The following is a 22,482-nucleotide window of genomic DNA, read 5'->3' as shown; positions in this document are numbered from 1 at the left end:
ATGCACTTAAGTAATACTTTAACACGTCTTTCTTATAAGTGCAATATACATAGATTTTTTATTTTTTATCTTTATAGTAAAATTTAACTAATATTGATTGCCTAAGGGGGGGATATAATGAGTTTACTTCATAAAAGAATTAAAGCTAATTATTGGAAAGGCGTAGAAGCTGTATGGGGCCACATTGTATTTATGGATGATGGATTTAGATTTACTCCTCACTCATTTAACATTCAAGATGATTCAGTCTTCGTACCTTATCAACATATTCAATAAATTTCGAAAGTTAATACTTTATTCGTTGTCCCAAATGGTGTCAAAATAATTGATAAAGACAAAAATGTTCATAAAATAGTTGTTAATCAACGAGGAAAAATCATTGAATTTCTAAACGAAATGAAGTGATTAGTATTAGGTATAATGATATTCATTGTCTTATACTTAGTTAAACTAAATTATCAATAGGAGCACAATATTTAAATTTATAGATCAAGACGTTGTGCATTTTGTAGCATAAAAAAGAGCCTAGGACATAAATCAATGTTCAGGCTAAAATTACATATTGGCAGTAGTTGACTGAATTAAAAATGCATTCGTAACAAGCTTTTTAATTCTAGTCAACATTGCCTGGCAGGCGAGGCCCCAGCAAAGAGAATTTCTTAAAAAAATTCTCTTTGCTGGGGATACAACGAAATAAATTTTGGAAAATATTATTTCTGTCCTGCTCCTTCTATTTACATTAGTTACGCTAATAATTAAATTAACCATTAAAATCGTACATTACGTTTTGTCCCTCAGTAACTTCTTGAATACTCAAACTTTCAATATGATCAACATTGATATAATGAGATTGTTGGCCATCTTTTAAAAATAAATAAGCAAGTTCATCAAATTCATCAATAAGACGTTGAATACATGCATCTTTATCAGGACCATTTTGAAAAGTTTTAAATTCAGTATAATTTTTTCCAGATGTTGTTATATAAGTTAGTAAAAATGTACGTTTCATCACATTCGCTCCACTCTATTAGTCATGAAAAATTCTGCAATTTGTGTTTCTACTTTATCACTGCCTTCACCATGCGTCATGAGATGCTTGCATAAAGGATGACTTGTTAAATCTTTATCTTCACTATTAATGTGCTCATAAATATAATGTGCACTATCTTGATAAGATTGTTCATCTTTTTCTCCATAAAGAATTCTCGCTGGTATCTTGATATCGCCTAAATGCGCAGTAATATTGGAAATGAAATCTTTGAATACACGAACACTTGGGCGATAGTCCTCTATATGATTAAACTGTGCCTGTGAAACATCACTATCTAAATTCATTAACTCATTCATGCGCTGACCATAGCGCTCCATACGCCATACTATACCAGCTTCTTCTTTTTCACTTGGTGCTGACATAACCGCAATTTTCGCTACATCTACCGTTTCAGCTAATTTCAATGTGAATAATCCGCCCAATGATACGCCTGTTGCATAAATGGTTTCATACCCTTCATCTTTCAAGTATTGATAACCATTTAAGACATCATTCCACCAATCGTGAACAGTATATTGCGTAAACTGATCTAGTGGTAATCCATGTCCTTTATAATTAGGTGCGTAACATGTATAACCCTCTTGATTAAGTTTTTGTGCTAAGGGTTTCACATCACGAATCGTTCCAGTAAATGAATGAAGCAATAAGACCGCTTCTTTACGTGTCCCCTTTAAATTAATTGGGCGTGGTGATTTTACTTTCATTCTTACTCTCTCCTTATTCTAAAATTAGCATATTATAATACTGCGCGTAGCCTTAAAATCTTCAAATCATTCAACCCACTCGCAAAATTCCAGATGAATACGTTGTGCAAGTAACTTTCCTTGCTCATAACCAGCATTGCCAATTTTTAGTATGTTATTGGGATTATAAATGTTATCTCCAATTTCAGCTCTACTCTTACTATCTGGACTAATTACTAAAACATGACTATGCTCGCTTAATAATTTCGCATCATCAAATGCACCTGGCATCATACCTAAACCATCTGCTATTGGCGCTAAAATAATAATACTGTCTGCACCTTTAGCTAACATAGCATTTGTCGGAGAAACCATACCTCCATCAATCCAATCATGATTGTTCAAACGTATATGTGGCCAAATGCCAGGTACTGCACCGCTCGCTGTCACGGCTTCCTCAAGTGTTACATTGCTATGTGAATGAAATGTAGCGACTTCTCCTGTCTTAGCATTCATAGCAGTAATTTCTAAATTATCATGCCACCCTACATCACCTAAACGTTGACGAATGGCTTGTTTACGTTTAGTTAAATCAACATGTGAAGGTCGCGTATATACAATATCACCCATCATTTGACCTACTTTAGTCGCATCATCACGTCCTACGATAAATGCATTCTGCCATAACCGATAAATATCTGAAGAAAGCTTCGCATGATCACTATCATCTATTCGTTCATTTAGCTCATAGTAATATGTACGCATATCATAACCGTTAGCTAGTACTGCACCTACAAACGAACCTGCAGATGTGCCTATGATTCTATCTGCCAACTCTAAACCTACACCACTTTCAATCAATCCAGCTAACACGCCAGATTCCCAAGCAATTCCTGTAATTCCGCCTCCGCCAAGAACTAAAATACGTTCCTTATCTTTTGACATTGCCATCTCCCCTTTGTAAAAAAGATATTGAACTAATTATTATTAGGCTTATTACGTAAATTAAGATAAAACAATGGTAATATCATTAAAAACAATGCTATCCAAATGATACCTAGTGTAACGCCTCCAACTACATCTGTAATATAATGCGCATGAAAATATAGTCGGCAACACAGCACACCTATCCAAATGATAATAGTGATAATACTGGCTATTATCCTTATTGCTTTGAATTTTATTAAAGGAATTAAAATAATTAACAATATTAAAGCAAGTAACGTACTTGCATTAGAATGCCCACTTGGAAATGAATATCCGTGGTCTCGCATCAAATGATTAAATGGACGTTGTCTCTCGATGAGTTGTTTAATTAAATAATTTAATAACGTACCACTCGTTATAGTTAACATCATCCAAATTGAGAATTTATAATGTTTAAACAATAAAACAATTGCTAAAAATAGTGTGATATAGATAACTGACTTTACTTCTCCTATCTCAGCACAAAAAGTCATGAAATTATGCCAAATACCATCGCCGTATTTACGTTGCGGCATACCAAAATAATCTGTCAGCCAATGCAAAGAACCTATATCGATATTTTGAACCAATAATGTATCGTGAATTACATTTATTGCAACAACGACAAAAATAATTAACCCGATCATGAACATAGGCACCGTCATCTTAGGTGAAATTCCACTTATTTGTTTATTCATACGCTCACCAGTCCCTAATTTCATTATTTTCAAAAATAATTAAACATGTATTTTACTTATTAAAAGTCATTTAAATGTTTAATTTGTTGTCCCTCCTGATCAAAATTAGATGGTTTAAGCCAGTGTTCAAATCTTGCTTTTACATCTGGCCACTCACTATCCAACATTGAGAACCAAGCAGTATCACGATTACGACCTTTACAAATATTAGATTGTCTAAATAATCCTTCGTATGTAAATCCAAATCGTTGCGCAGCATGTTTGGAAGGTGCATTTAAGTTATCACATTTCCATTCATATCGTCTGTAGCCTAACGTTTCGAACACGTATTTCGCTAACAAATATTGAGTTTCTGTAGCCACACGTGTTTTCTTTAACGTTTTAGAGTAGATAATATTGCCTACTTCTATAGACCCTTGTTCTGGATTTATACGCATTAATGCTAGAATACCTAAAGGTTTTTGTTGCACATTATCTAAAATCGTAAAGAAATATTTATCTTTACTATCAATAAGTTGTTTAATGTATTGTTCAAATTCGGTCTTAGAATCAAAAGGGCCCTCATAAAGATACGTCCAAATGCGTCTCGATTCAACATCACATAGAACGTCATATAAATTATTTATGTGTTCAATACTCAGCTTTGTTAGCCTTCCATAACTGCCCTCTAGCGTTTGTGCATCAGGAAAAGACGGCGTCACAAAATCATCTAATGCTTCTCCAATTGGTTGCTTAAACTCATTTACGCGCATCACTTTCAACTCCTAGATTCTCTTTGTGTAAATTGTACACTAATCCAATAAAATAATCTCTTAATTAGAAATGTTTAAATATAAATGGATAATTCATTAATTAAAACGCTTATACGTAAAAGCACCCTACAAAGTCAGCATAATAATCTAACTTTTAGGGTGCCTCTTTAAAATTGTATTAACATTAACGACATTGAGTTTAAAGTTGCTTTTCCAAATTAGTATCTAGTTTAAATACAATCACTCGTTCGCCTGTAATCGTACTTAAATCACTATGGAAACTACTCACACTGACGCCAGTAATATCTAAGATTAATTGCATCAAATCATCTTGTCCTGACTCCACAAGTTCCGAACGCGTACGTTTAATGTTAAGTAGGCCTTCTTGTGTCTTGCATACACGATATTCTGCAGGAGTTAATACGCCTTGTAAGTTGACGATAATCATATCGCGTAGTATATCAGTTTTTACTGAAAGCGAACCACGTCCGAGAAAATCCTTTTCCCATTGTGTAATTGCCTTACTAATCTCTGCCTCATAAGCACCTTTAGATTTAGCCATGATTAATCATTTATCTCCTATTAATTGATTAACCTTATTTTATCACTTTTTCCGAAAAAACCGAACTCTCTACCAGTCTTTCCAACTACCATTCTCATCAATACTTGCCAAACGTACCCATTGATTATCAACTTTCTGTTTGAATTTAATATTATTCTCAAGTAAGTCTTTAATATATTGATCTGGCGCTTGGATAACAACTAACAATCGAATTGGAGAATGATAAATTTTGTTATCTGCAGCCATAACCGATTGCCAAGGTAACCCAGCCAATAAGTCACTTGAATTACCTTGCATAACGCCAACACCAGATGTTACTGATTGGGTAGTCTTATTTCCGCTTCCATAAAAATGTGGTGCAACAGTCGACGCGTAATATTGTAGATTAATCCACTGTGCTACTAAAGCTGGACCCGAAATAATTGTATTTAATAATTGCCCATCAGTGTCTTTCTTCCAATCATAATTATGTAAGAAAGCTCGTCCTTCTAAATTGGTACCTGCAGTAATATTACGCTGACCAATAATAAATTCTGCATTACGAGCTAAGCCCCATTCTGGACGGATTTCACTCCAGTCATTCGCAAAGCGATGCGCTTCTGCAATCGGGTCTTTCAAATTATCTTGATCTAAGCCAGGAAGATTAGCGAGACGTTCCGAATTTGCTTTATAACTTATACGTGGCATAGCTTCATTTAACATATCCAATGCATTTTGAGCTTCCTTAGTTAATTCTGGCATATAAATAAATTCTAATTCATCGATAGAGGTCTTATGCTCTGCAGCAACAAAGACGGTTGAGTCAGGAATCACTATACCCTCATTTTTTAAAGTTTTACGTACATGTGGTAAATTACACATCATTGCCAATAGCTTAGCATTGAATCCACTTGACGCGCCTCCACAAGCGCCACATTCTAACGAAGCATGGTAGGGATTGTTATTGGACACACTTCCATGACCACCTAATACAATTAAAGGTGCAAAGTTTGTCGTTAAATCCATCAACTGTAATGCCTGTCTTGTGAAAGCAACTTGTTCTTTTTCAGTAAATCCTATTGGTAAATCACTATAAATTTCATGCTCACGATCTATTGTTAATTTAGCTTCAGGTTTCTTCAACCAATTCTTCGTAAAATTACGAACAAAGTGGCCTGTCTTCTTCGGCATTAATGTACTCGCTATCGTATTTAAGCTTAAAAATGATCCGCTTAATTCTGGTAATAGTAGACTCGGTAAGACATTATGTTTCATCAATTTGAATGTATAAAACATGGATGTAACCGAATGTTGTTGTTGGTTATACGTATTTAAATCATGGCGATCGGCATACTCTTTAATGGCATAGGCTGGTGGTACCATGACAGGTAATGAATTATGCGTAAATTGTTCATCTAACACTTCTTTTCTAATTGGAAGACCAAAGAATCCTGCAATACCTATCGTCTCAAACGGTCCTTCACTCTCTAAATGACGACGAAAAGGCTCTGAACGCACATCAATGCAAAAAGCTAATTGGACTTGAGTTTCTTGCTCTACTGGTTTAACAGATTTATCATAAATCGCTTCGACTAACTCACGTTCATGTGTTTCTTCCCACGCTTCAAGCCATAATTTTTTGAAATAGAGTGGGTTAAAATCGTGAGCAAACCTTAAATGTTCCAGTTGGTCTTCTATAGACATTGAGGCCCAATCATCAATTGACATCTCTCCATAATATAACCATTTACTTACAAGTTCTTTGATTCGTCTTTCAACATTTAAGACTGCCGGACGGCTCATTTTTTCAGTATCTAGTAAAATACACTCCATCGTTAATCTTATAGCAAGATACTGTGTTAACAAATCCGCTTCATGTTCATGTTGTTCAGCACGGTAGTACATCATGCCTGCCCAACCTGGTAATGATAGGAAATGACCTGTTAAATATGATTCACGTTCATCTTCAGCTATATCTAAATGATTTAATGCCATGATTAAAGCCTCTCTATAATCTTGAGGCAGTGTCTTAATCATTTTACGTTGTGTTTTAGTAAGCATTGGATCATGCTGTGCTAAATGTAGCCAAGAAATATAGAATCCTTCTTCCCTTTTAGGCATAGTCCAACTTGATTGGAAATTATCTAAATATAATTTGGACCACTTAATAATATGTGTATTAAGTTCATCCATTAAAGATTCACCTTTAGCATTAAATGCATTCGCACTTTTTGATCGTGCATATTTAAAAGGCTCATTTTCAAATACACGTTTGAGCTTAGATACTTCAATCTTTAAGTATGCTTCTTTAGTAATTAGGTTTGTAGGCAAATCTTTGATGCGCATCGCATTTTTACAATAAATATCTATATGTGATTTTGGCACTGAAGTGTCGTAGTCTTTAATAGCTTGTTGTACTTCTGTTTCTACAAGTTTTTGGTCTATCTCGCCATTTTCTAAAGCAGTCATCACTGACGCGTGACTTGGGTATAAATCTATATCACGAACATGTTTAAACCATTGAGCTACTTGATCAAACGTTTCATGTTCCATTTCTTCCCATGGATTACGTGCTGCAAAGATAGATATAGGAGATAGTGGTGTAATCACACGACGTGCCGATTTAACTGTTTCTTCTATGTTATGTTTAGTTATTGTCATGTTAGATTTCACCTCTTATAAATAATTCTTTAAGTAGTTCGGATGACTTTCAACCGATTTAAATTTTGCTTCTCCAATTTTTACAAGCCATAAATATACTTTAGCGAAAGCTGTTGATGAACGACGACGTGCTACCCAAATGCTAAAGATACTACCTAATACTAGAATGGCCACACAAATGATAACGCTAATTAATGGTGGATGTGGCGTTACCATATATACACTATTTAAAATATTAACAAATACTTCATGTGTCACAACGTAAACGAGTGCCACAATGATAAGCATCGCAATACCAATTACTCTTCCCATCATACCTCTATTTAGTGCAACCATTTGATTCCACGATACAGATAATGACCATGCTAGGATAAAGGCGCTAATTAATGTGTAAGGTGTATGCGAACTTGTTAAAAAGAAGGTAATAGCAATAACAACGGCTAATGTTCTTCCTAATACTGTCCAAGCATAAGAACGCTTAACATTTGGTGGTGTCGGAATATTAAAGCGTTTAACAACTGACCCTGATTGTAAAAATAGCGTTGCTTTAAATACACCATGTAAAATCAAGTGAATAATCGCAGCAGAATAAACACCCAAAGCACATTGCACAAGCATGAAACCCATTTGACTCATTGTTGAACCAACAAGTTGTCTTTTGTAGTCAACATGCACTAAACTAATTCCTGATCCAATAAGTACTGAAATACTTGAAATAATAAGTAATAACGTTAATGCAATATTATTATCAAATACTGGTGAAAAACGCGTTAAAATAATACCACCAGCATTTACAATACCAGCATGCATAATTGCAGATACGGGTGTTGGTGCTACAACAGACTCAATTAACCAACTTTGAAATGGATATTGTGCTGCTGGGATAATAACAGCAATAACAAGTAATAAATCTACAATTAATTTCAGTCCATAACTCATTGAAACATCGTAATCTTGTGATGGATCGATAACCCAATCGCCAGTACCGATGAAAAATACAACTACAGCTAATAATAAAGCAACCCATCCAATGATAAATGAACGCGCAGATACTTTTGCTGCTTCAGCCGGCACTTTCCAAGAACGGTTTAGTCGTATAAGTTGTGTTAGACAAAATAATGTTAGTCCCCAACAAATAACCATCAAGCGTAAATCATTACTTAACCAGCCAATAGACGCAAATACTGTTGTAAATGTGTATAACGGGAAGTATTTACGATAATTACGATCGCCTAATAAGTAACGTGCAGAAAATTTCTGAATAATAAAACCTAAAGCTAACACAAAGGCACCTACTAACCAAGCTAGTTTATCTAGTGCAAAGATACCTATAACTTCTCTGCCATTAATAGTGATTAATCCAATTACTCCTACAATGACAGGTAATAGAAGTAAAGTTAAATGTAAACGTATGTATTTTACAGGAACCGATGGCACTAAAAAAATCAAACCACTTAACACTGCAATGACAAGCGTTACGAAAAATAATGTTAGTAAAAAACCAGAACTTAACATTGCCGCTCCTCCATGTCTTCAATCTATTTCAACAAAAAGTTTCCTTATACTATTAACAATATAAGAAAAAACCTACAATAGTCTAGTTTTATCCTTAGGTATCAGATATTTACTAACTATTGTAGGTTTCTATGAGAACTCATTTACTTAATATGTAAAAATGCTTTTTCAAGCTACCTAATATGTATGGTTGAACATATGCCTTATCCTTCAAATGAACAATGGATATTGAAAATCCTTGCACAAATGCTTGATAAACACCTATGTAAAAATCATCGTAATACATACAATATATGAAAATATTGCTAAAAAGTCAATATATTATAGTAATTGGAAGTTCTTTCATACATTTAATAACACGTTACTCTTCAATCTTTCAGATAGGCATAATTTATCGTGTTAAGTTGTCTGAAATCTAACGAATACGAAACGCTTTCATCGAGTTAAGAATTATCAAACACATCCTCTCAAAGTCACGATATACTTTATTTAACATTTAATAAGGAGGTACTCAAAATGGGAATCATTTCTGGTATTATTGAACTTGTTAAATTCATCATCGACTTAACTAAAAAATAAGTCTCGCATTACGCACATAAACATTCCATATAAAAAAGAGTGAAATCGGATGATTTCACTCTTTTTTTGTGCCCATAAACAAAACGCTCAATCCCTATATATAAAGATTGAACGTCAGTGGATAAAATGAATTTATTTGTTTAACTATAAAGTAACATATTTTAACGGTCATGCATGTAACAATTTTGTGAAAACGCTTAAAAATATTTCGAAAATTTTCTCAAAAGCTTAAAATAAGTTAATATTTAGTGAATTTTTCTTATTAAAACTTCTATTTCACACAAATACTACTAAAATTAGGGTAATAATCAAACAAGTAATAGAGACGCACATAAAAATACAATTTATAATTTACAAAAAAGGACTGATTTAAATTCATATACTATCCATAATACTCATTTTACTTGTAGCGATTGAATTTCTATTTATTATGTATTTAGAGACCATAGCAACGACTTCCGATAGAACGAGCAAAGTCTTCGGTATTACTGTCAGTCAACTCAATAATAAAAACATAAATACCCTTCTTAAGAACCAAGGAGTGTATAATGGCTTGATTGGTTTACTTCTAATTTATGGTCTTTTTTTCAGTAGTGCTCCTAAACAACTATGCATTCCAATTCTAATTTACACCATTATAGTAGCTATTTACGGTGGCTTAACGAGTCATATTAGTATTTTCCTTAAACAAGGAACCCTTCCAATTCTAGCTTTAATCTCTTTATTACTTTAGTTATCTACTAAACAAGCAAAGTTGGTGTCTGCTATGATAGAACATTTAAAAAAGAAAAATCGTAAAACTATAAAAGTATTAGGAAACATTTGGCTTAATGCAAATTTAGATACACATACCTTTATTGATAGTTTCTACTGGATAGACAACTATAGTAATGTGCTTGATTCACTTAAAGATGCCGATGTTTATGTGTATAAGGCAAATGAACAAATAGTTGCTTTCTGTGGCTTAAGAGATAATTATATAGCCGGATTGTTTGTGAAAGAAGAATACCGTAATAAAGGTATAGGTCATGCTCTCATCAAACATTTACAATCAGAATACAATCATTTATCTTTAAAAGTATTTGAACAAAATAATAGAGCTGTTCATTTTTATGAAAGTTTAGGATTTATAAAAATGGAGTCCAGTGTTGATAAAACAAACCATACAAACTTACTAATGCAATGGAAGAAATAAAACAGTTTACAATTTAATATGTATGATTGGATAATCCCTACCCTGTCCATCTTTTGCAGATTCATTATATTTTTTGAATCCATTTTTAAGGTAAAATGACAAGGCATTGGGATTATCTTTATTTACATCCACATATTGAACCTTATGCTCTTGAATTAAAATTTGTAGTATTTCCGTGCCACAACCCTGTTTAAAGTATTTAGGATCTAAAAATAACATTTCCAAATTAGCGTCATTAGTCCCTGAAAATCCAATGACATCATCACCATCAAACCACAAATATGCCTCAACATGCGGGAAGTATATTGGGATTTCCTTTTTAAGTTCTACTCTATCTTTCTCTTTTAAAAAGTCATGTGTAGCAATAACTGAACGCTCCCAAATAGCCAATGCCTTAGGATAATCCTTTTCTTGAAGCTCGATTTTACTTAGTTTCATTTTATAATCTCACATAATAAAAAGGTTAGAAACCCTATCAAAAAGTGTTTCTAACCTATAATTATTTATTGTCCTTTATTCCCACTCAATCCTAAATCTGATTTTATGAACATTCATAAGTTTTCAAAACACTATTATATAGGAGTTTATGAGCGTTTTAAAGATGATTTCTTGTTCATACCCTTGCCCTTATTATCAAAATTATGCCCTTTTTTTGCCCTTAAAATTACGTATTTTATCGTTTAGGAGTGTTTCCTTTTTCTTTCCGTTCTAAACAGTTCAATTTTTGCCACCTTCTTACTAAACTACGCATCACACAAGACAATTGTCCCTTTTGACAATCTTTTTTATCAATTTTTTAATTCTATACATAAAAAATAACCACCCAGTGACATGTGCGAGTGGTTAGAGTAGTCTTATAAAGTATTGTGTTTATTTTCTCATACCTTTTCCATCCATAAAATACAATGACAACAAAGCAAAGAATGCACTAATAATCCATAATCCAGAAATATAAAATAAAATAGCTGCTAAACTAGAGAATGTAATTTTTAAAATTTTCAAATCTTTTTTCTTCATTGTCTTCCACCTTCTTCTTATTCTAATCTCTCTAACTCAAACCCTATTAACCTATTAATCAGTTGATCTTTTTAATTACTTTAGTTATTCCTAATTTTCATCGCTTTAGCGACTATATATCCAGCGTTTAACACCATTATGATTGCATAAGGTATTAGGATAAATAAATTCTCTGTTTTCATTATAAAAATAAGTCCAAGTAAAAAGAAAACGTTTAAGATAGTCGCTATAAAATAACCCTTATCCAACACTGTGTTTTTATTCAAAATAAGCACTCCTAACATAATATGAAATTTAGTTTTATATTAACATAGTTCTTATACAAATTATATTGCCTACTTGTTAGTTATAAGTGCCTAAGCGCCTTATGAACATTATTAAATGTAACAACAATACTTAAAAACACCCACCAACACTTCTGCTGATGGGTGTATTACTAACTATCTTTTTTAAAAATTTCTTTGAATCCTTTTTTAATATCATCAATTAAGGAACTAGTACCTACTAGTTTTGAAAATGTACTCATTACAAAAGTTATTATTTTATCAATTATCTCCATATAGCATTCTCCTTTACTATATGAATACCATGTTTTTGTATGATTAATCATTTTATGAGCGTATTCTATTCCTCAAATCCACCTATATTATCAATAAATGTGGGTGCTACCATGCTCACATCCACCTTATCTGTATATATTTTGGTATTTATTCCACTTCTTCGTCCCACTCACCTATGTTAATTTCAAAATTACAATATGTAATTTCTTGCTTGTCAGTAAATAATTTATAATATTTACCCAACATATCTCGAGCACTTGATACACCTTACTTCATACACTTTTTAAAACTACTGAAATGTTGCATAAATTGATGTTTAATAGGAATATTACAGAGCGTTTATCAATCACTTTAAACACATAGTTATACAAGGCGTTTCTCAGCGTAAAAAACGCCACGTCTATGTGACTTTAAAGCGAAACATTTAATTGCTCATATTTTTGTTGTCTACTGAATTATATTAGTATATTTTTCAAAAATTGATACCAATTAGGTGTAATAAATACTTCGATTAATACACATATAAAGGTAAGTGGTAACATTACTAATAAATAACACTTACAAATTGATGTAATTACGTTAAGAAATTTTGGTAAATACGTTTTATTCTTCTTAAATAAATTAACTAAACTATTTCTTATATACTTATTAAGTGCAAACAATAAAGATAATAATACACTCATTATGTAAATTTCTAGTAATCCATGTGGTAATATACCTATTAACAACACTGTACCCTCATTAAATTTATAGGCAAATTGAATACCAATAGCCATACTCAAAGAAAATATTGTTGATATTGATGGAATCAAATACAAGTATGGTATAGGTATAAGAGCTATGATAAGCGAAGTAAGTGGCATTATAAACGCATTGTTACAAAAAATTTCTATTAAACCATTTAAACTGTTATCAACTTTATTATTTAAATTTAAATTAGGATAATCACTAAAATCATTAATGCTCATACCGATAATAAAAAAAATAACACCTATTAAAACACTTAATATAAGATTAAATATCATAAATTTATTTGCTCTTTTAATGAACGAGGTTAATTTTAAATTTTCCATATTTACAGATCTCCTTATAGATAATATTGTCCATTAATTAAAATAGGATATCTATATAAATATTCATATAATTTATCCTTTCTTTCTGTTCATTATAATATTGTTGTTCCTCTTCTTTTTTTTATCATATTTCATTTTAAAATATACGCCTCCAACAATGAATATTATACTAATTAATATAATGAATATTAATATTACTTTTTTATTCAAATAATCATTCCTTTGAGGTAAAATAACAGACAATCTTCATACTAAGAGTGTCTGTACCAGCGTAACCCATCACAATATTATTCGTGTCTGGTTTTCCATTAACCATTGGTGCATGGGCATAAGCACGTAGACCATTTTGAGTGTCATCACGTTTTTCAATGACTTCAAATTCACCTTTTGGAGCGCTAATCTGACGTCCAATGTTATAGTTCTGATAAGAACTTTCAGAAAGCTTCAACTTAGTGTTATCGTTAATTTTCATAGTATTTAACATCCTTTATTTGGGGAGGTTCTTATGTTCAAGAATAATAAAATTATATTGTTCACCATATCATTTTTCATAATCTTAACACTTATAATTGGAGGTTTCTATGTGCTACATGAAAAAAAACGTGAACACTATATAGATATACAAAAAAAGCGTATCGAAATGTATTTCGCAGAAAATGTTAGTAGCTACCACAAGATAGAAATAACAAAAACTGAACAAAATCCAATAACGATTTATTTAATTAAAGGATATATTAATGATGATAAAAAATTATATTTTACAGCTACTATGGATGGCTCTAGTAATTATCAATTTGACAACCAAATTGGTATATCCGAAAAACTTTCGAATATGTTCAAATCACAAAGCAAACCTGATAAATTCCCTAGCCAAATCATCAAAGAAAAAAACTTAAATGAAAATGATTATAAAGCTGACCCACCCATTATATTTAGCTTCTAAGGCGCATTAACAATTGTCATCTACTCATTTTCAAAGGAGATTTCATGCGAAATAAAAATAAAATATTCGTCCTTATTTCTATCATAGTACTATTGCTCGTAGTCGGACTATATCTTTCTCACAAAAATAAAAAAGATACTTACATTACGACACAAAAAAAGCGTATAGATTTATACTTCAAACATAATCTAAAAAATTATCAAACTATGAAAATTAACAATTTCAAAAAGAGTCCTATGAAAGGATACTTTATCGATGGTTATATTAATGATGATAAAACTTTAGAGTTTGAGGCCTATATATCAAGTGCAGATAATCATCAGTTTACTGGAGACATAGGATATGACACAGACGGCGTAGGGAAACTTTTTAAAGAAAAAAATGCTAAAGATAAATTAACACCAAATGATATTATAAAAAAAGAAAACCTTAATAAAAACGACTATGAAGCAGACCCTCCTCTAATTTGGGGCTTTTAACATCAGAAAAGCACTAATTACTCAACCTAATGAATAGTTAGTGCTTTTAAATTTCATTATTAGTCCTCCAACGATACATCATCAACAAATACCGGTCTGGTTGGATGTTCGTCTGCTACTTTATTTACCCCATTGTCTAATTCTTCATCTTCCTCATTCCATTCACCTATATTAATGAAAATTGGTGTGTCCGTAGCTATTTATGTTATTGACCTCTATTTAATGTAAAAACACCCACCAACACTTCTGCTGATGGGTGTATTACTAACTATCTTTTTTAAAAATTTCTTTGAACCCTTTTTTAACATCATCAATTAAGGAACTAGTACCTACTAGGTTTGAAAATGTACTCATGACAAAAGTTATTATTTTACCAATTATCTCCATATAGCATTCTCCTTTACTATATGAATACCATGTTTTTTGTATAATTAATCATTTTATGAGCGTATTCTATTCCTCAAATCCACCTATATCATCAATATGAAATACTGCATTAGGATGCTCTTTACTTAATTTCTCTAATTCTCTTTTATTTTCTTCTTCATTTGTTCCAATACTATCAATGAATACTGGTGTAGCCATATTTACATCAAATTTATCTGTAAACAAACCATGATACTTACCTAGCATATCTCTAGCACGTAATCGGTCACTAGGCTTAATAGGTACTTCTACAAGTTCTACATGCTCATTGTAAACTAGGTTCATTCTGTCGGTATCTGGGTTGCGTTGAAACTCGCCACGTTTAACAACGACTTCACGTACTTCAGTTTCATCACCTACTGCTGCATTACTTAGGATATGTAGTAATTCATTTACTTTAAGTACATTCTCATCAATCAGTTTAGAACGCTGTTCATTAATGTATTGAGCCACCTTTTTATTCTTGAGCAGTCTACTACCCTGTACATGTGCTGTATGTGGACTATATCCAGACTTAATTGCACTTTGTGTCACATTTAGCGTCTTTAGGTACTCATGAACAAATTTCTCTTGTCTTGGGTTTAAATCGTGCATTTTATCACTCCTTATTTTCTAATTTATCTAATAGATCTGAATATATTTGGTATACTCTACTAACAGTAACCATAAATATATCTGCTATCCGTTTCTGTGAATATCCTTCACACAACATCATAAATAGCATGTGTTCTCTACTGGTACATGTTGCGTATATATATTGATCTAACTCATTAAAAAACGCCTGCTGTCCTGCGTCTACTACATCGATACTTTCAACATTAATTTAAATATAATAGCAGAACCATTTGAACTATCATATTTAGAAAATAATGAAAAGAAAACACTATACCTTTCAATACCAGCAAATGATTTATCTTTCCACTTAAAAGATACTAATAATAATAAGTTCTATAAAAGAATTCTTTTGTCAGAGATGGATAGAAAAAATATTGAAAATATTTTAGATAATTATTTTGAAAATAAAATTAATATTCAAAAAGAAACAAGAAGTAGTTTTGAACATAGCGAAAAAGAAGAAAAAGAATTTGATGATAAAAATAAAGATATTATGAATAAGCTAGACGATTATTAATAAAAAATACATTATAAATAAAGTTCAATTTATTCAATTAAGGTGGTGGTTCTATCGAACAATGTCTAATACACCATAGAAAAATGAATATAAAAGGTAATCTATATTAGGGAGCATACATATGAAAAAATTACTAGGAACATTATTTGCAGCTACACTTGTGTTAAGTGTTTGTAGCCAAGATGACGCCTTATATAAATTTTTATATGAAACAGAGTAATGTTTATAATTTTCAAATAAATTATATAAAACAATCAAATTACTACGTGTCCCAGCACATGTACGCCCTATTTTAAGATCGTGAGATACATAGTAAGATGTGAATTAAGTAGCGTGTATTGGGGACAAAGAAGTTTAGAAATGGAAATACTCACAGGAATTATAATTAAAACATTAGAAGTGACTGTAACAATATCAAGTCTATTTATAAATATAATTTCGCCAATATTTAACAAGTTATTTAAACCAAAAGATAGAAAAGAAAAATAATACATATTGGAGAGATATTATGAAATTCGGTAACTACAAGATTGATGAATTTTACCTAATCATGATTGGTGGGTTTTTAGTAACTTCTATTTTTGTACCGTTCATGCTTATTTCAGTAGTGATAATGCTAATTATAGGATTGGAGAAAGAATAATAATATAAATAAAGGAGGATTTTATGTTAATACTCATCATTATTATATTTTTAATAAGTGCCTTTTTGTATATATTTAGTTTCTTTTTAGCTCAAAACGAAGGTTTATATTATAAAAATAACTGTAGAACTATATCTATTATTTTTATTGCAATTGGGACGCTTTGCTTAATGGGTTACCTTGTGCAGTATTTATCTTCGCATTATTTAGGAATATAAAACTTATCTTTTAGCGTCCTAGTGGCGCTTTAATATAAATATATAATCAAAGGAGAAAATAACTAATGAAAAAAGTGTTATTTTTAATATTTGCAAGTTTATTGGTGCTATGTGCATGTGGTCAAGACGGGGATACGTCGAATAAAGCTGATAACAAACAGTCCGAACATAAAAAATCGAATGACCCTAAAAAGAATAAAGATGAGAAAGCAAATAATAAGAAAGATTCAAAGAATAACTCTAGTGAAGATAAGCAACAAGCTAATTCAGATAGCAATGAATCTCAAAGCACATCTAAAAATGATAATGGTAAATCACAAGATAACAATATCAATAATGAACGAACACAAGGCAAACAAGCTCAAGATACACAACAAAATAACCAACAACAAAGTAACAATAATCAAACTCAACAAAATAACAATCAACAACAAAGCAATAACCATCAAGCACAAAATAATAACGGTTATATGACACAAGAACAAATAAATGAATGGAATAAAAACAAACCTACTACGCATGATGAGTCGCAAATGGGATATGGGCGTTCAGAGTACGAGGAGGCTCGTAAAGCAAGCGAAAAGGTTTGGGACGATCCAAACGCTCATGTAGGTGGTCCAATCTGGGTAGGTAAAAACGAAGGTTATGAAAGTTGGGCTAAACGACAACAAGAAGTGCAAAATACACCATCACAATAATTTTACGGGTAGTCCGCCTACCCTTACTTTAATTAAAGGAGAATACATATGAAAAAATTACTAGGAACATTATTTGCAGCTACACTTATATTAAGTGCTTGTAGCCAAGATGACACTAAAGAAGATGAAAGTAAAAAGTCAGAAAGCACTACTGAAAAGAAAACTGATGATAAAAAAGATAAGAAAACTAAAGAGAATAAAAAGTCTAAAGAAGAAAAGAAATCCCAAGAGAATGAAGATAACAAGTCTATCCAAGAAGATAACTCTACTGAAGAACAAGACACACAAGAAACTGCAACTCAAGAGCAACAGCAAACACAACAAGCTAATAACGCTCAACAAACTCCACAACAACAGCAAAATAACCAAAGCTATAATCAATCTCAACAACCTAATCAAAATGTAAAGTTACCTAAAAATACAGAGATTGATGATCAGTATATACATGGTGAAGTTTCTGAAGCTTTGCAACGTAAAACTGAAATCGAAAGACAAGCTAGTGAAGATTATGAAAATGGCTTGATTAGTGAAGATGAAGCAATGGAGAGAGATAAACAAGCTTCCGAAATTTTAAATCAAGCAGTAGAAAATCAATATGGACCACAAGATTAAGTAAAAAGGAGGCCTACTCACATGTGGCATGAGAAATTTACTAATAAACATGGTGAAACTAAATATCGCTTTTATGAGAAGTATAAAGACCCTCTCACAAACAAATGGCGACGTGTTAGCGTGGTACTTAATAAGAATGGTAAGCAATCACAGAAAGAGGCTCAAAAGCGTTTAAATGAGCGTATAGAGGCAAAGGTAAATGACAAGACGCCTACTACACTCAAGACGCTAACTTTCCATGCTGCATGTGATGAGTGGTTTGAACATTACAAAATAATATCTGGATCTAAACAGTCAACTATTACTACTAAAAGCTATAAGGTTGCTCACATCAAAAGAAATATAGACAAAGATATTCTTGTTCAAAATATGAATGCTAAAGTTATACAAGATTTAATTAACTCATCATTAAAAGATGGACTAAGCCATAAAGTAGTTAAAGACGATTTAAGTATCATCAAAAATATACTTTGATATACTCAAAAGAAATATAACATCACTGATATATCATACATAGATGATGTTGTTATGCCTAAAAAAGCGACTACAAGAGAAGAAATTAAAGCTAAACGTGAGAATTACCTAGAAATGAATGAAATTCTGGCTATTGCTGAAGAATTAAAACGCATAGCAAATAAAAAGCGTGCTAGTTATATGAAAAGATCATACTTATTTACTGCTTATATAGTTGAATTTCAAGCATTAAATGGCATGCGTATTGGCGAACTCTTAGCAATTCAACCTGATAATATTGATTTTGAAAATAAGAAACTTCTCATTGATGGTACTATACACTGGCGTAAAGATGGTAACAAAATAGGTTTCAAAGATACTACAAAAACAACATCATCATATCGAACTATATCTTTAACTACTAGAAGTTGCGATATTTTGCGTAAGGTTATGTTGGAAAATAAGAGAGCGATACAATGGGAAAACATGTATATTGATAGAGGTTTCATATTTACAAGTCATAGAGGCAACCCTCTACCTCTCACATCAATAAACAGAAACATACAAATAGCTACACAAAATATAGGGATAGAAAAGCATGTGACAACCCACACCATGCGCCACAGTCACATATCCTTATTATCACAGTTAGGTGTATCACTGCGTGCAATAATGGATCGTGTAGGTCACACAGACCATAAAAAAACATTACAGATATATAGTCATGTAACTGAGCAAATGGATAAAGATATGATGAGTAAGTTGGAAAAGGTAGGTATATAGAGCGTGAATAAGAAACCTAAAACTACTGATGGTTTAATGAGACATATTAGAGACAATAAAAATATTGAAATTAATGGAAGTAAGCAAAAGAAACAATTATTAAACATAGGTTACTTTCATGGTTACAAAGGATATAGTTTCTTCCAAAATAGCAAAAATTCCTTATCCTTTAAAAATTTTGATGAGATAGTAGCGTTATACGAATTTGATACAAATATTAAATCATTATTTTATAAACACATTATGTATATTGAAACTTCTATCAAAAACAGACTACTAGAAATCATTCATAAAAAAGCTGGCTTTGAGTTAGATAAAGTGTTTAACAATATTTTAACCGATTATAAAAAATATCGACCAGGTTCTACTAAATACAAAGACAAATTTAAAAACACTATGAAATTGCGTAACGATATTTATGAGAAATTACACAACAATTTCACTTCTAAACCTTACATTCATCATTTTATTTATAATGATCGTTCAGTACCTCTATATGCTGTTTTTGAACTTTTCACATTAGGGAATTTAGTATTTTTTGTAAGGTGCATGAATTCTGAAGTTAAATTACAAATAGTTAAAGATTTAAAACTTTATCATTCTTCTTTTGATAAAAATGACAGATTAATCGGTGATCTAATAGATTGCTTAAAAGGGTTAAGAAATGCAATTGCACATAATGGTGTTTTATATGATTGTAGATTTAAAGAAAGTAATGTAGGCAATCAACTAACTGAATATTTTAATATAAAAATGAAAGTTAAAGATTTGAATTTTGATAGAATAGTTGATTATTTAGCTGTAATAGTATTAATTGGCTGCTCTTTAGGGTACTCTAAAACTGAATTAAAACGCTTAATAAAAGGCTTTGAATTAGAATTAAACACTTTACGTTTAAAATTAAATGTATCAACCTATGATAAAATCATTGGTACAGATGTGCGAAGAAAATTAACTGAAATAAAAACCTACATATAAGTTTTCTATTGTAAAAGTCATATATAAGTATTATAATAATATGCAAATAGCGGTACACATCTGCGGAGTGTATCTGAGGTTAACTGTTGCGACGGTTGCCTCTTTTTTTATGCTTAAAATCAAGTTTTTTTCACATTATGCCCTTTTTTTAATTTAAAAATCATAAAAACAACCTCTTAAGCCTATGCCTAAGAGGTTTCTTCATTTTATGTTATTATTCCCACTCTATAGTGCTTGGTGGCTTAGAAGTGATGTCATAGACTACGCGGTTAACGTGGTCTACTTCGTTTACGATACGACTTGAGATTTTTTGTAGGACTTCCCAATCAATGCGGGCGAAGTCACTTGTCATACCGTCAATAGATGTAACTGCACGAATACCTACAGTATGATCATACGTACGATAGTCTCCCATAACACCTACAGATTGAATGCCAGGAAGTACTGTGAAATATTGCCAAATGTCTCTCTCAAGACCTTCCTCACGTACAACTTCACGTAAAATCGCATCTGATTCTCGTACGATTTCTAATTTATCTTCAGTAATTTCACCTAATACACGGATTCCTAAACCTGGACCTGGGAAAGGCTGTCTCCACACTAAATGTTCAGGAATGCCTAATTCTATGCCTAATGCACGCACTTCATCTTTAAATAACGTGTTAATCGGCTCAATAAGTTCAAATTCCATATCTTCAGGTAATCCACCTACGTTATGGTGAGATTTGATAGTTTGTGCAGTTTTAGTACCTGATTCGATGACGTCAGTGTAAAGCGTACCTTGTGCTAAGAAATCAACATCAGTTAATTTTGCCGCTTCATCATCAAACACATATACAAATTCATTACCAATAATTTTACGTTTTTGTTCTGGATCAGATACACCTTTTAATTTATCCATGAAACGTTCCTGTGCGTTCACACGAATAATATTCATATCGAAACCTTCACCAAATTGTTCCATAACCATGTCACCTTCGCCTTTACGAAGCAAACCATGGTCAACAAAGATACATGTCAATTGATCGCCAATCGCTTTATGTAATAAGACAGCTACAACTGATGAGTCTACGCCCCCGCTCATCGCACATAATACTTTGCGATCTCCAACGCGTTTACGGATTTTTTCAACTTCGATATCGATAAAGTTTTCCATTGTCCATTCGCCTGTGCATACACACACACGGCGTACGAAGTTTCTTAATAAATCATTACCGTATTCTGTATGACGTACTTCAGGGTGGAATTGAACACCGTAAATTCGGCGTTCTTTGTCTTCAATTGCTGCATAACTTGTACTTGGACTATCCGCGATAACTTCAAATCCTTCTGGAATTTCAATTACTTTATCAGAATGACTCATCCATACAGTTTGTTCAGCTGGTAACCCAAAGAATAACTCATCTGATTTTGCATTAATAATTGCTTTACCATACTCACGTTCATTAGCGCGTTCAACTTTTCCGCCTAAAAGTTTAGTCGTCAACTGCATACCATAACAAATACCTAGTACAGGAATGCCTAAATTATAAATTTCAGGGTCGATAGTGAATGAACCTTCCTCATATACTGAATTCGGACCACCTGAAAGAATAATACCTTTAGGATTCATACGTTTAATTTCATCAACCGAAATTTCGTGATCATGTAATTCACTGTATACGCCCATTTCACGAATACGACGCGTAATCAATTGATTGTACTGACTACCAAAGTCTAAGACAAGAATCAACTCTTGCTCTTGAGCCATTTCCATAATTGTGAATCTCCTTTTAATTGAATTTTATGTAAATAATAGAGAGACACTTCCCACAATGCATTGCTTT

Annotated in this window: 28 protein-coding genes and 3 pseudogenes; 12 read left to right on the top strand and 19 right to left on the bottom strand. The window is 32.0% G+C overall.

The window, feature by feature from the left end:
* Positions 1-117 precede the first annotated feature (117 nt).
* Positions 118-276 (top strand): hypothetical protein, encoded by a 159-nt coding sequence (locus BB045_RS12390; RefSeq protein WP_227490104.1) that lies wholly within the window; start codon positions 118-120, stop codon positions 274-276.
* A gap of 484 nt (positions 277-760) precedes the next feature.
* Here the strand turns inward: BB045_RS12390 and BB045_RS04250 are convergent, their stop codons facing one another.
* From BB045_RS04250 to BB045_RS04215, 8 genes are all read right to left on the bottom strand, one after another.
* Positions 761-1,009, bottom strand: coding sequence for a hypothetical protein (locus BB045_RS04250; protein WP_070442212.1), 249 nt, complete (start codon positions 1,007-1,009; stop codon positions 761-763).
* Positions 1,009-1,755, bottom strand: a complete 747-nt coding sequence (locus BB045_RS04245; RefSeq protein ID WP_075140522.1) for an alpha/beta hydrolase — start codon at positions 1,753-1,755, stop codon at positions 1,009-1,011. Before BB045_RS04245 ends, BB045_RS04250 begins: the two co-directional genes overlap by 1 nt.
* 66 nt (positions 1,756-1,821) lie before the next feature.
* Positions 1,822-2,679 carry a patatin-like phospholipase family protein gene (locus tag BB045_RS04240; protein WP_075140521.1) on the bottom strand — a complete coding sequence of 286 codons (858 nt, stop codon included), beginning with the start codon at positions 2,677-2,679 and terminating at the stop codon, positions 1,822-1,824.
* Between the two features lie 32 nt (positions 2,680-2,711).
* Positions 2,712-3,398, bottom strand: a complete 687-nt coding sequence (locus BB045_RS04235; protein ID WP_075140520.1) for a phosphatase PAP2 family protein — start codon at positions 3,396-3,398, stop codon at positions 2,712-2,714.
* A gap of 59 nt (positions 3,399-3,457) precedes the next feature.
* Complete coding sequence (locus BB045_RS04230) at positions 3,458-4,150, bottom strand: GNAT family N-acetyltransferase (RefSeq protein WP_070861071.1); 693 nt, start codon at positions 4,148-4,150, stop codon at positions 3,458-3,460.
* A 199-nt stretch (positions 4,151-4,349) separates the two neighbouring features.
* A complete protein-coding gene (locus tag BB045_RS04225; protein ID WP_011276808.1) occupies positions 4,350-4,712 on the bottom strand; it encodes a Na-translocating system protein MpsC family protein in 363 nt (120 codons plus the stop codon).
* 69 nt (positions 4,713-4,781) lie between these two features.
* On the bottom strand, positions 4,782-7,352 hold the full coding sequence (locus BB045_RS04220; protein ID WP_075140519.1) for a DUF2309 domain-containing protein: 2,571 nt from the start codon (positions 7,350-7,352) through the stop codon (positions 4,782-4,784).
* Between the two features lie 15 nt (positions 7,353-7,367).
* Entirely contained in the window at positions 7,368-8,867 is a 1,500-nt protein-coding gene (locus tag BB045_RS04215) for an NADH dehydrogenase subunit 5 (protein ID WP_070442230.1), read from the bottom strand.
* Positions 8,868-9,383: 516 nt separating this feature from the next.
* Between BB045_RS04215 and BB045_RS12540 the strand changes: the two genes are divergently transcribed.
* The 3 genes from BB045_RS12540 (at position 9,384) to BB045_RS04205 (ending at position 10,641) form a co-directional block, all read left to right on the top strand.
* A complete protein-coding gene (locus BB045_RS12540; RefSeq protein WP_089046351.1) occupies positions 9,384-9,446 on the top strand; it encodes an alpha family phenol-soluble modulin in 63 nt (20 codons plus the stop codon).
* 373 nt (positions 9,447-9,819) lie between these two features.
* A complete protein-coding gene (locus BB045_RS04210; RefSeq protein ID WP_037551719.1) occupies positions 9,820-10,179 on the top strand; it encodes a DUF1304 domain-containing protein in 360 nt (119 codons plus the stop codon).
* Between the two features lie 33 nt (positions 10,180-10,212).
* Positions 10,213-10,641, top strand: coding sequence for a GNAT family N-acetyltransferase (locus BB045_RS04205; protein WP_070442233.1), 429 nt, complete (start codon positions 10,213-10,215; stop codon positions 10,639-10,641).
* Between the two features lie 6 nt (positions 10,642-10,647).
* Here the strand turns inward: BB045_RS04205 and BB045_RS04200 are convergent, their stop codons facing one another.
* The 8 genes and pseudogenes from BB045_RS04200 to BB045_RS04180 form a co-directional block, all read right to left on the bottom strand.
* Positions 10,648-11,079 (bottom strand): GNAT family N-acetyltransferase, encoded by a 432-nt coding sequence (locus BB045_RS04200; protein WP_178377502.1) that lies wholly within the window; start codon positions 11,077-11,079, stop codon positions 10,648-10,650.
* Between the two features lie 432 nt (positions 11,080-11,511).
* Complete coding sequence (locus BB045_RS12135; protein ID WP_176745857.1) at positions 11,512-11,658, bottom strand: hypothetical protein; 147 nt, start codon at positions 11,656-11,658, stop codon at positions 11,512-11,514.
* Between the two features lie 80 nt (positions 11,659-11,738).
* Complete coding sequence (locus BB045_RS12385; RefSeq protein ID WP_075140518.1) at positions 11,739-11,924, bottom strand: hypothetical protein; 186 nt, start codon at positions 11,922-11,924, stop codon at positions 11,739-11,741.
* A gap of 170 nt (positions 11,925-12,094) precedes the next feature.
* On the bottom strand, positions 12,095-12,217 hold the full coding sequence (locus tag BB045_RS12380) for a hypothetical protein (protein ID WP_256722959.1): 123 nt from the start codon (positions 12,215-12,217) through the stop codon (positions 12,095-12,097).
* A 148-nt stretch (positions 12,218-12,365) separates the two neighbouring features.
* Positions 12,366-12,473, bottom strand: a pseudogene (locus tag BB045_RS12375) (terminase small subunit); the annotation flags it as partial.
* A gap of 200 nt (positions 12,474-12,673) precedes the next feature.
* Entirely contained in the window at positions 12,674-13,291 is a 618-nt protein-coding gene (locus BB045_RS04185; RefSeq protein WP_075140517.1) for a stage II sporulation protein M, read from the bottom strand.
* Between the two features lie 73 nt (positions 13,292-13,364).
* Positions 13,365-13,501: pseudogene (locus tag BB045_RS12580) on the bottom strand (DUF1433 domain-containing protein); the annotation flags it as partial.
* Positions 13,502-13,505: 4 nt separating this feature from the next.
* Positions 13,506-13,763 carry a hypothetical protein gene (locus BB045_RS04180; protein WP_075140516.1) on the bottom strand — a complete coding sequence of 86 codons (258 nt, stop codon included), beginning with the start codon at positions 13,761-13,763 and terminating at the stop codon, positions 13,506-13,508.
* A gap of 111 nt (positions 13,764-13,874) precedes the next feature.
* Here BB045_RS04180 and BB045_RS04175 point away from each other — a divergent pair, with 111 nt between their 5' ends.
* Both BB045_RS04175 and BB045_RS04170 read left to right on the top strand, forming a co-directional pair.
* The gene (locus tag BB045_RS04175) at positions 13,875-14,234 is read left to right on the top strand and encodes a DUF1433 domain-containing protein (protein ID WP_305954599.1); all 360 of its coding nucleotides are present in this window, start codon (positions 13,875-13,877) and stop codon (positions 14,232-14,234) included.
* 44 nt (positions 14,235-14,278) lie between these two features.
* The gene (locus BB045_RS04170; RefSeq protein ID WP_075140514.1) at positions 14,279-14,713 is read left to right on the top strand and encodes a DUF1433 domain-containing protein; all 435 of its coding nucleotides are present in this window, start codon (positions 14,279-14,281) and stop codon (positions 14,711-14,713) included.
* A 264-nt stretch (positions 14,714-14,977) separates the two neighbouring features.
* Here the strand turns inward: BB045_RS04170 and BB045_RS12370 are convergent, their stop codons facing one another.
* Positions 14,978-15,100, bottom strand: a complete 123-nt coding sequence (locus tag BB045_RS12370) for a hypothetical protein (RefSeq protein WP_256722958.1) — start codon at positions 15,098-15,100, stop codon at positions 14,978-14,980.
* A gap of 66 nt (positions 15,101-15,166) precedes the next feature.
* Positions 15,167-15,733: a terminase small subunit gene (locus BB045_RS04160; RefSeq protein ID WP_075140513.1), complete on the bottom strand. Its 567-nt coding sequence runs from the start codon at positions 15,731-15,733 to the stop codon at positions 15,167-15,169.
* A gap of 370 nt (positions 15,734-16,103) precedes the next feature.
* On the opposite strand from BB045_RS04160, the gene BB045_RS12365 reads away from it, so the two are divergent.
* The 6 genes and pseudogenes from BB045_RS12365 to BB045_RS04130 all read left to right on the top strand — a co-directional run bounded on the left by BB045_RS12365 (position 16,104) and on the right by BB045_RS04130 (position 20,656).
* Positions 16,104-16,271: a hypothetical protein gene (locus tag BB045_RS12365; protein ID WP_256722957.1), complete on the top strand. Its 168-nt coding sequence runs from the start codon at positions 16,104-16,106 to the stop codon at positions 16,269-16,271.
* 508 nt (positions 16,272-16,779) lie between these two features.
* Positions 16,780-16,914, top strand: a complete 135-nt coding sequence (locus BB045_RS12360; RefSeq protein WP_256722956.1) for a hypothetical protein — start codon at positions 16,780-16,782, stop codon at positions 16,912-16,914.
* A 283-nt stretch (positions 16,915-17,197) separates the two neighbouring features.
* On the top strand, positions 17,198-17,830 hold the full coding sequence (locus BB045_RS04145; RefSeq protein WP_075140511.1) for a hypothetical protein: 633 nt from the start codon (positions 17,198-17,200) through the stop codon (positions 17,828-17,830).
* 48 nt (positions 17,831-17,878) lie between these two features.
* Positions 17,879-18,442 carry a hypothetical protein gene (locus tag BB045_RS04140; protein ID WP_075140510.1) on the top strand — a complete coding sequence of 188 codons (564 nt, stop codon included), beginning with the start codon at positions 17,879-17,881 and terminating at the stop codon, positions 18,440-18,442.
* Positions 18,443-18,463: 21 nt separating this feature from the next.
* Positions 18,464-19,678, top strand: a pseudogene (locus BB045_RS04135) (tyrosine-type recombinase/integrase).
* 3 nt (positions 19,679-19,681) lie between these two features.
* Complete coding sequence (locus BB045_RS04130) at positions 19,682-20,656, top strand: Abi family protein (protein ID WP_070678962.1); 975 nt, start codon at positions 19,682-19,684, stop codon at positions 20,654-20,656.
* Positions 20,657-20,870: 214 nt separating this feature from the next.
* Here BB045_RS04130 and guaA read toward each other — a convergent pair whose 3' ends face one another.
* Positions 20,871-22,412, bottom strand: a complete 1,542-nt coding sequence (guaA, locus tag BB045_RS04125; protein WP_070581735.1) for a glutamine-hydrolyzing GMP synthase — start codon at positions 22,410-22,412, stop codon at positions 20,871-20,873.
* Between the last annotated feature and the right edge of the window lie 70 nt (positions 22,413-22,482).

Origin of the sequence: Staphylococcus sp. MB377 (assembly GCF_001922505.1) — a bacterium.
Lineage (GTDB): Bacteria > Bacillota > Bacilli > Staphylococcales > Staphylococcaceae > Staphylococcus > Staphylococcus haemolyticus.
The sequence above is the reverse complement of the archived record's forward strand: the minus strand, read 5'-3'. Positions and strand labels throughout refer to the sequence as shown.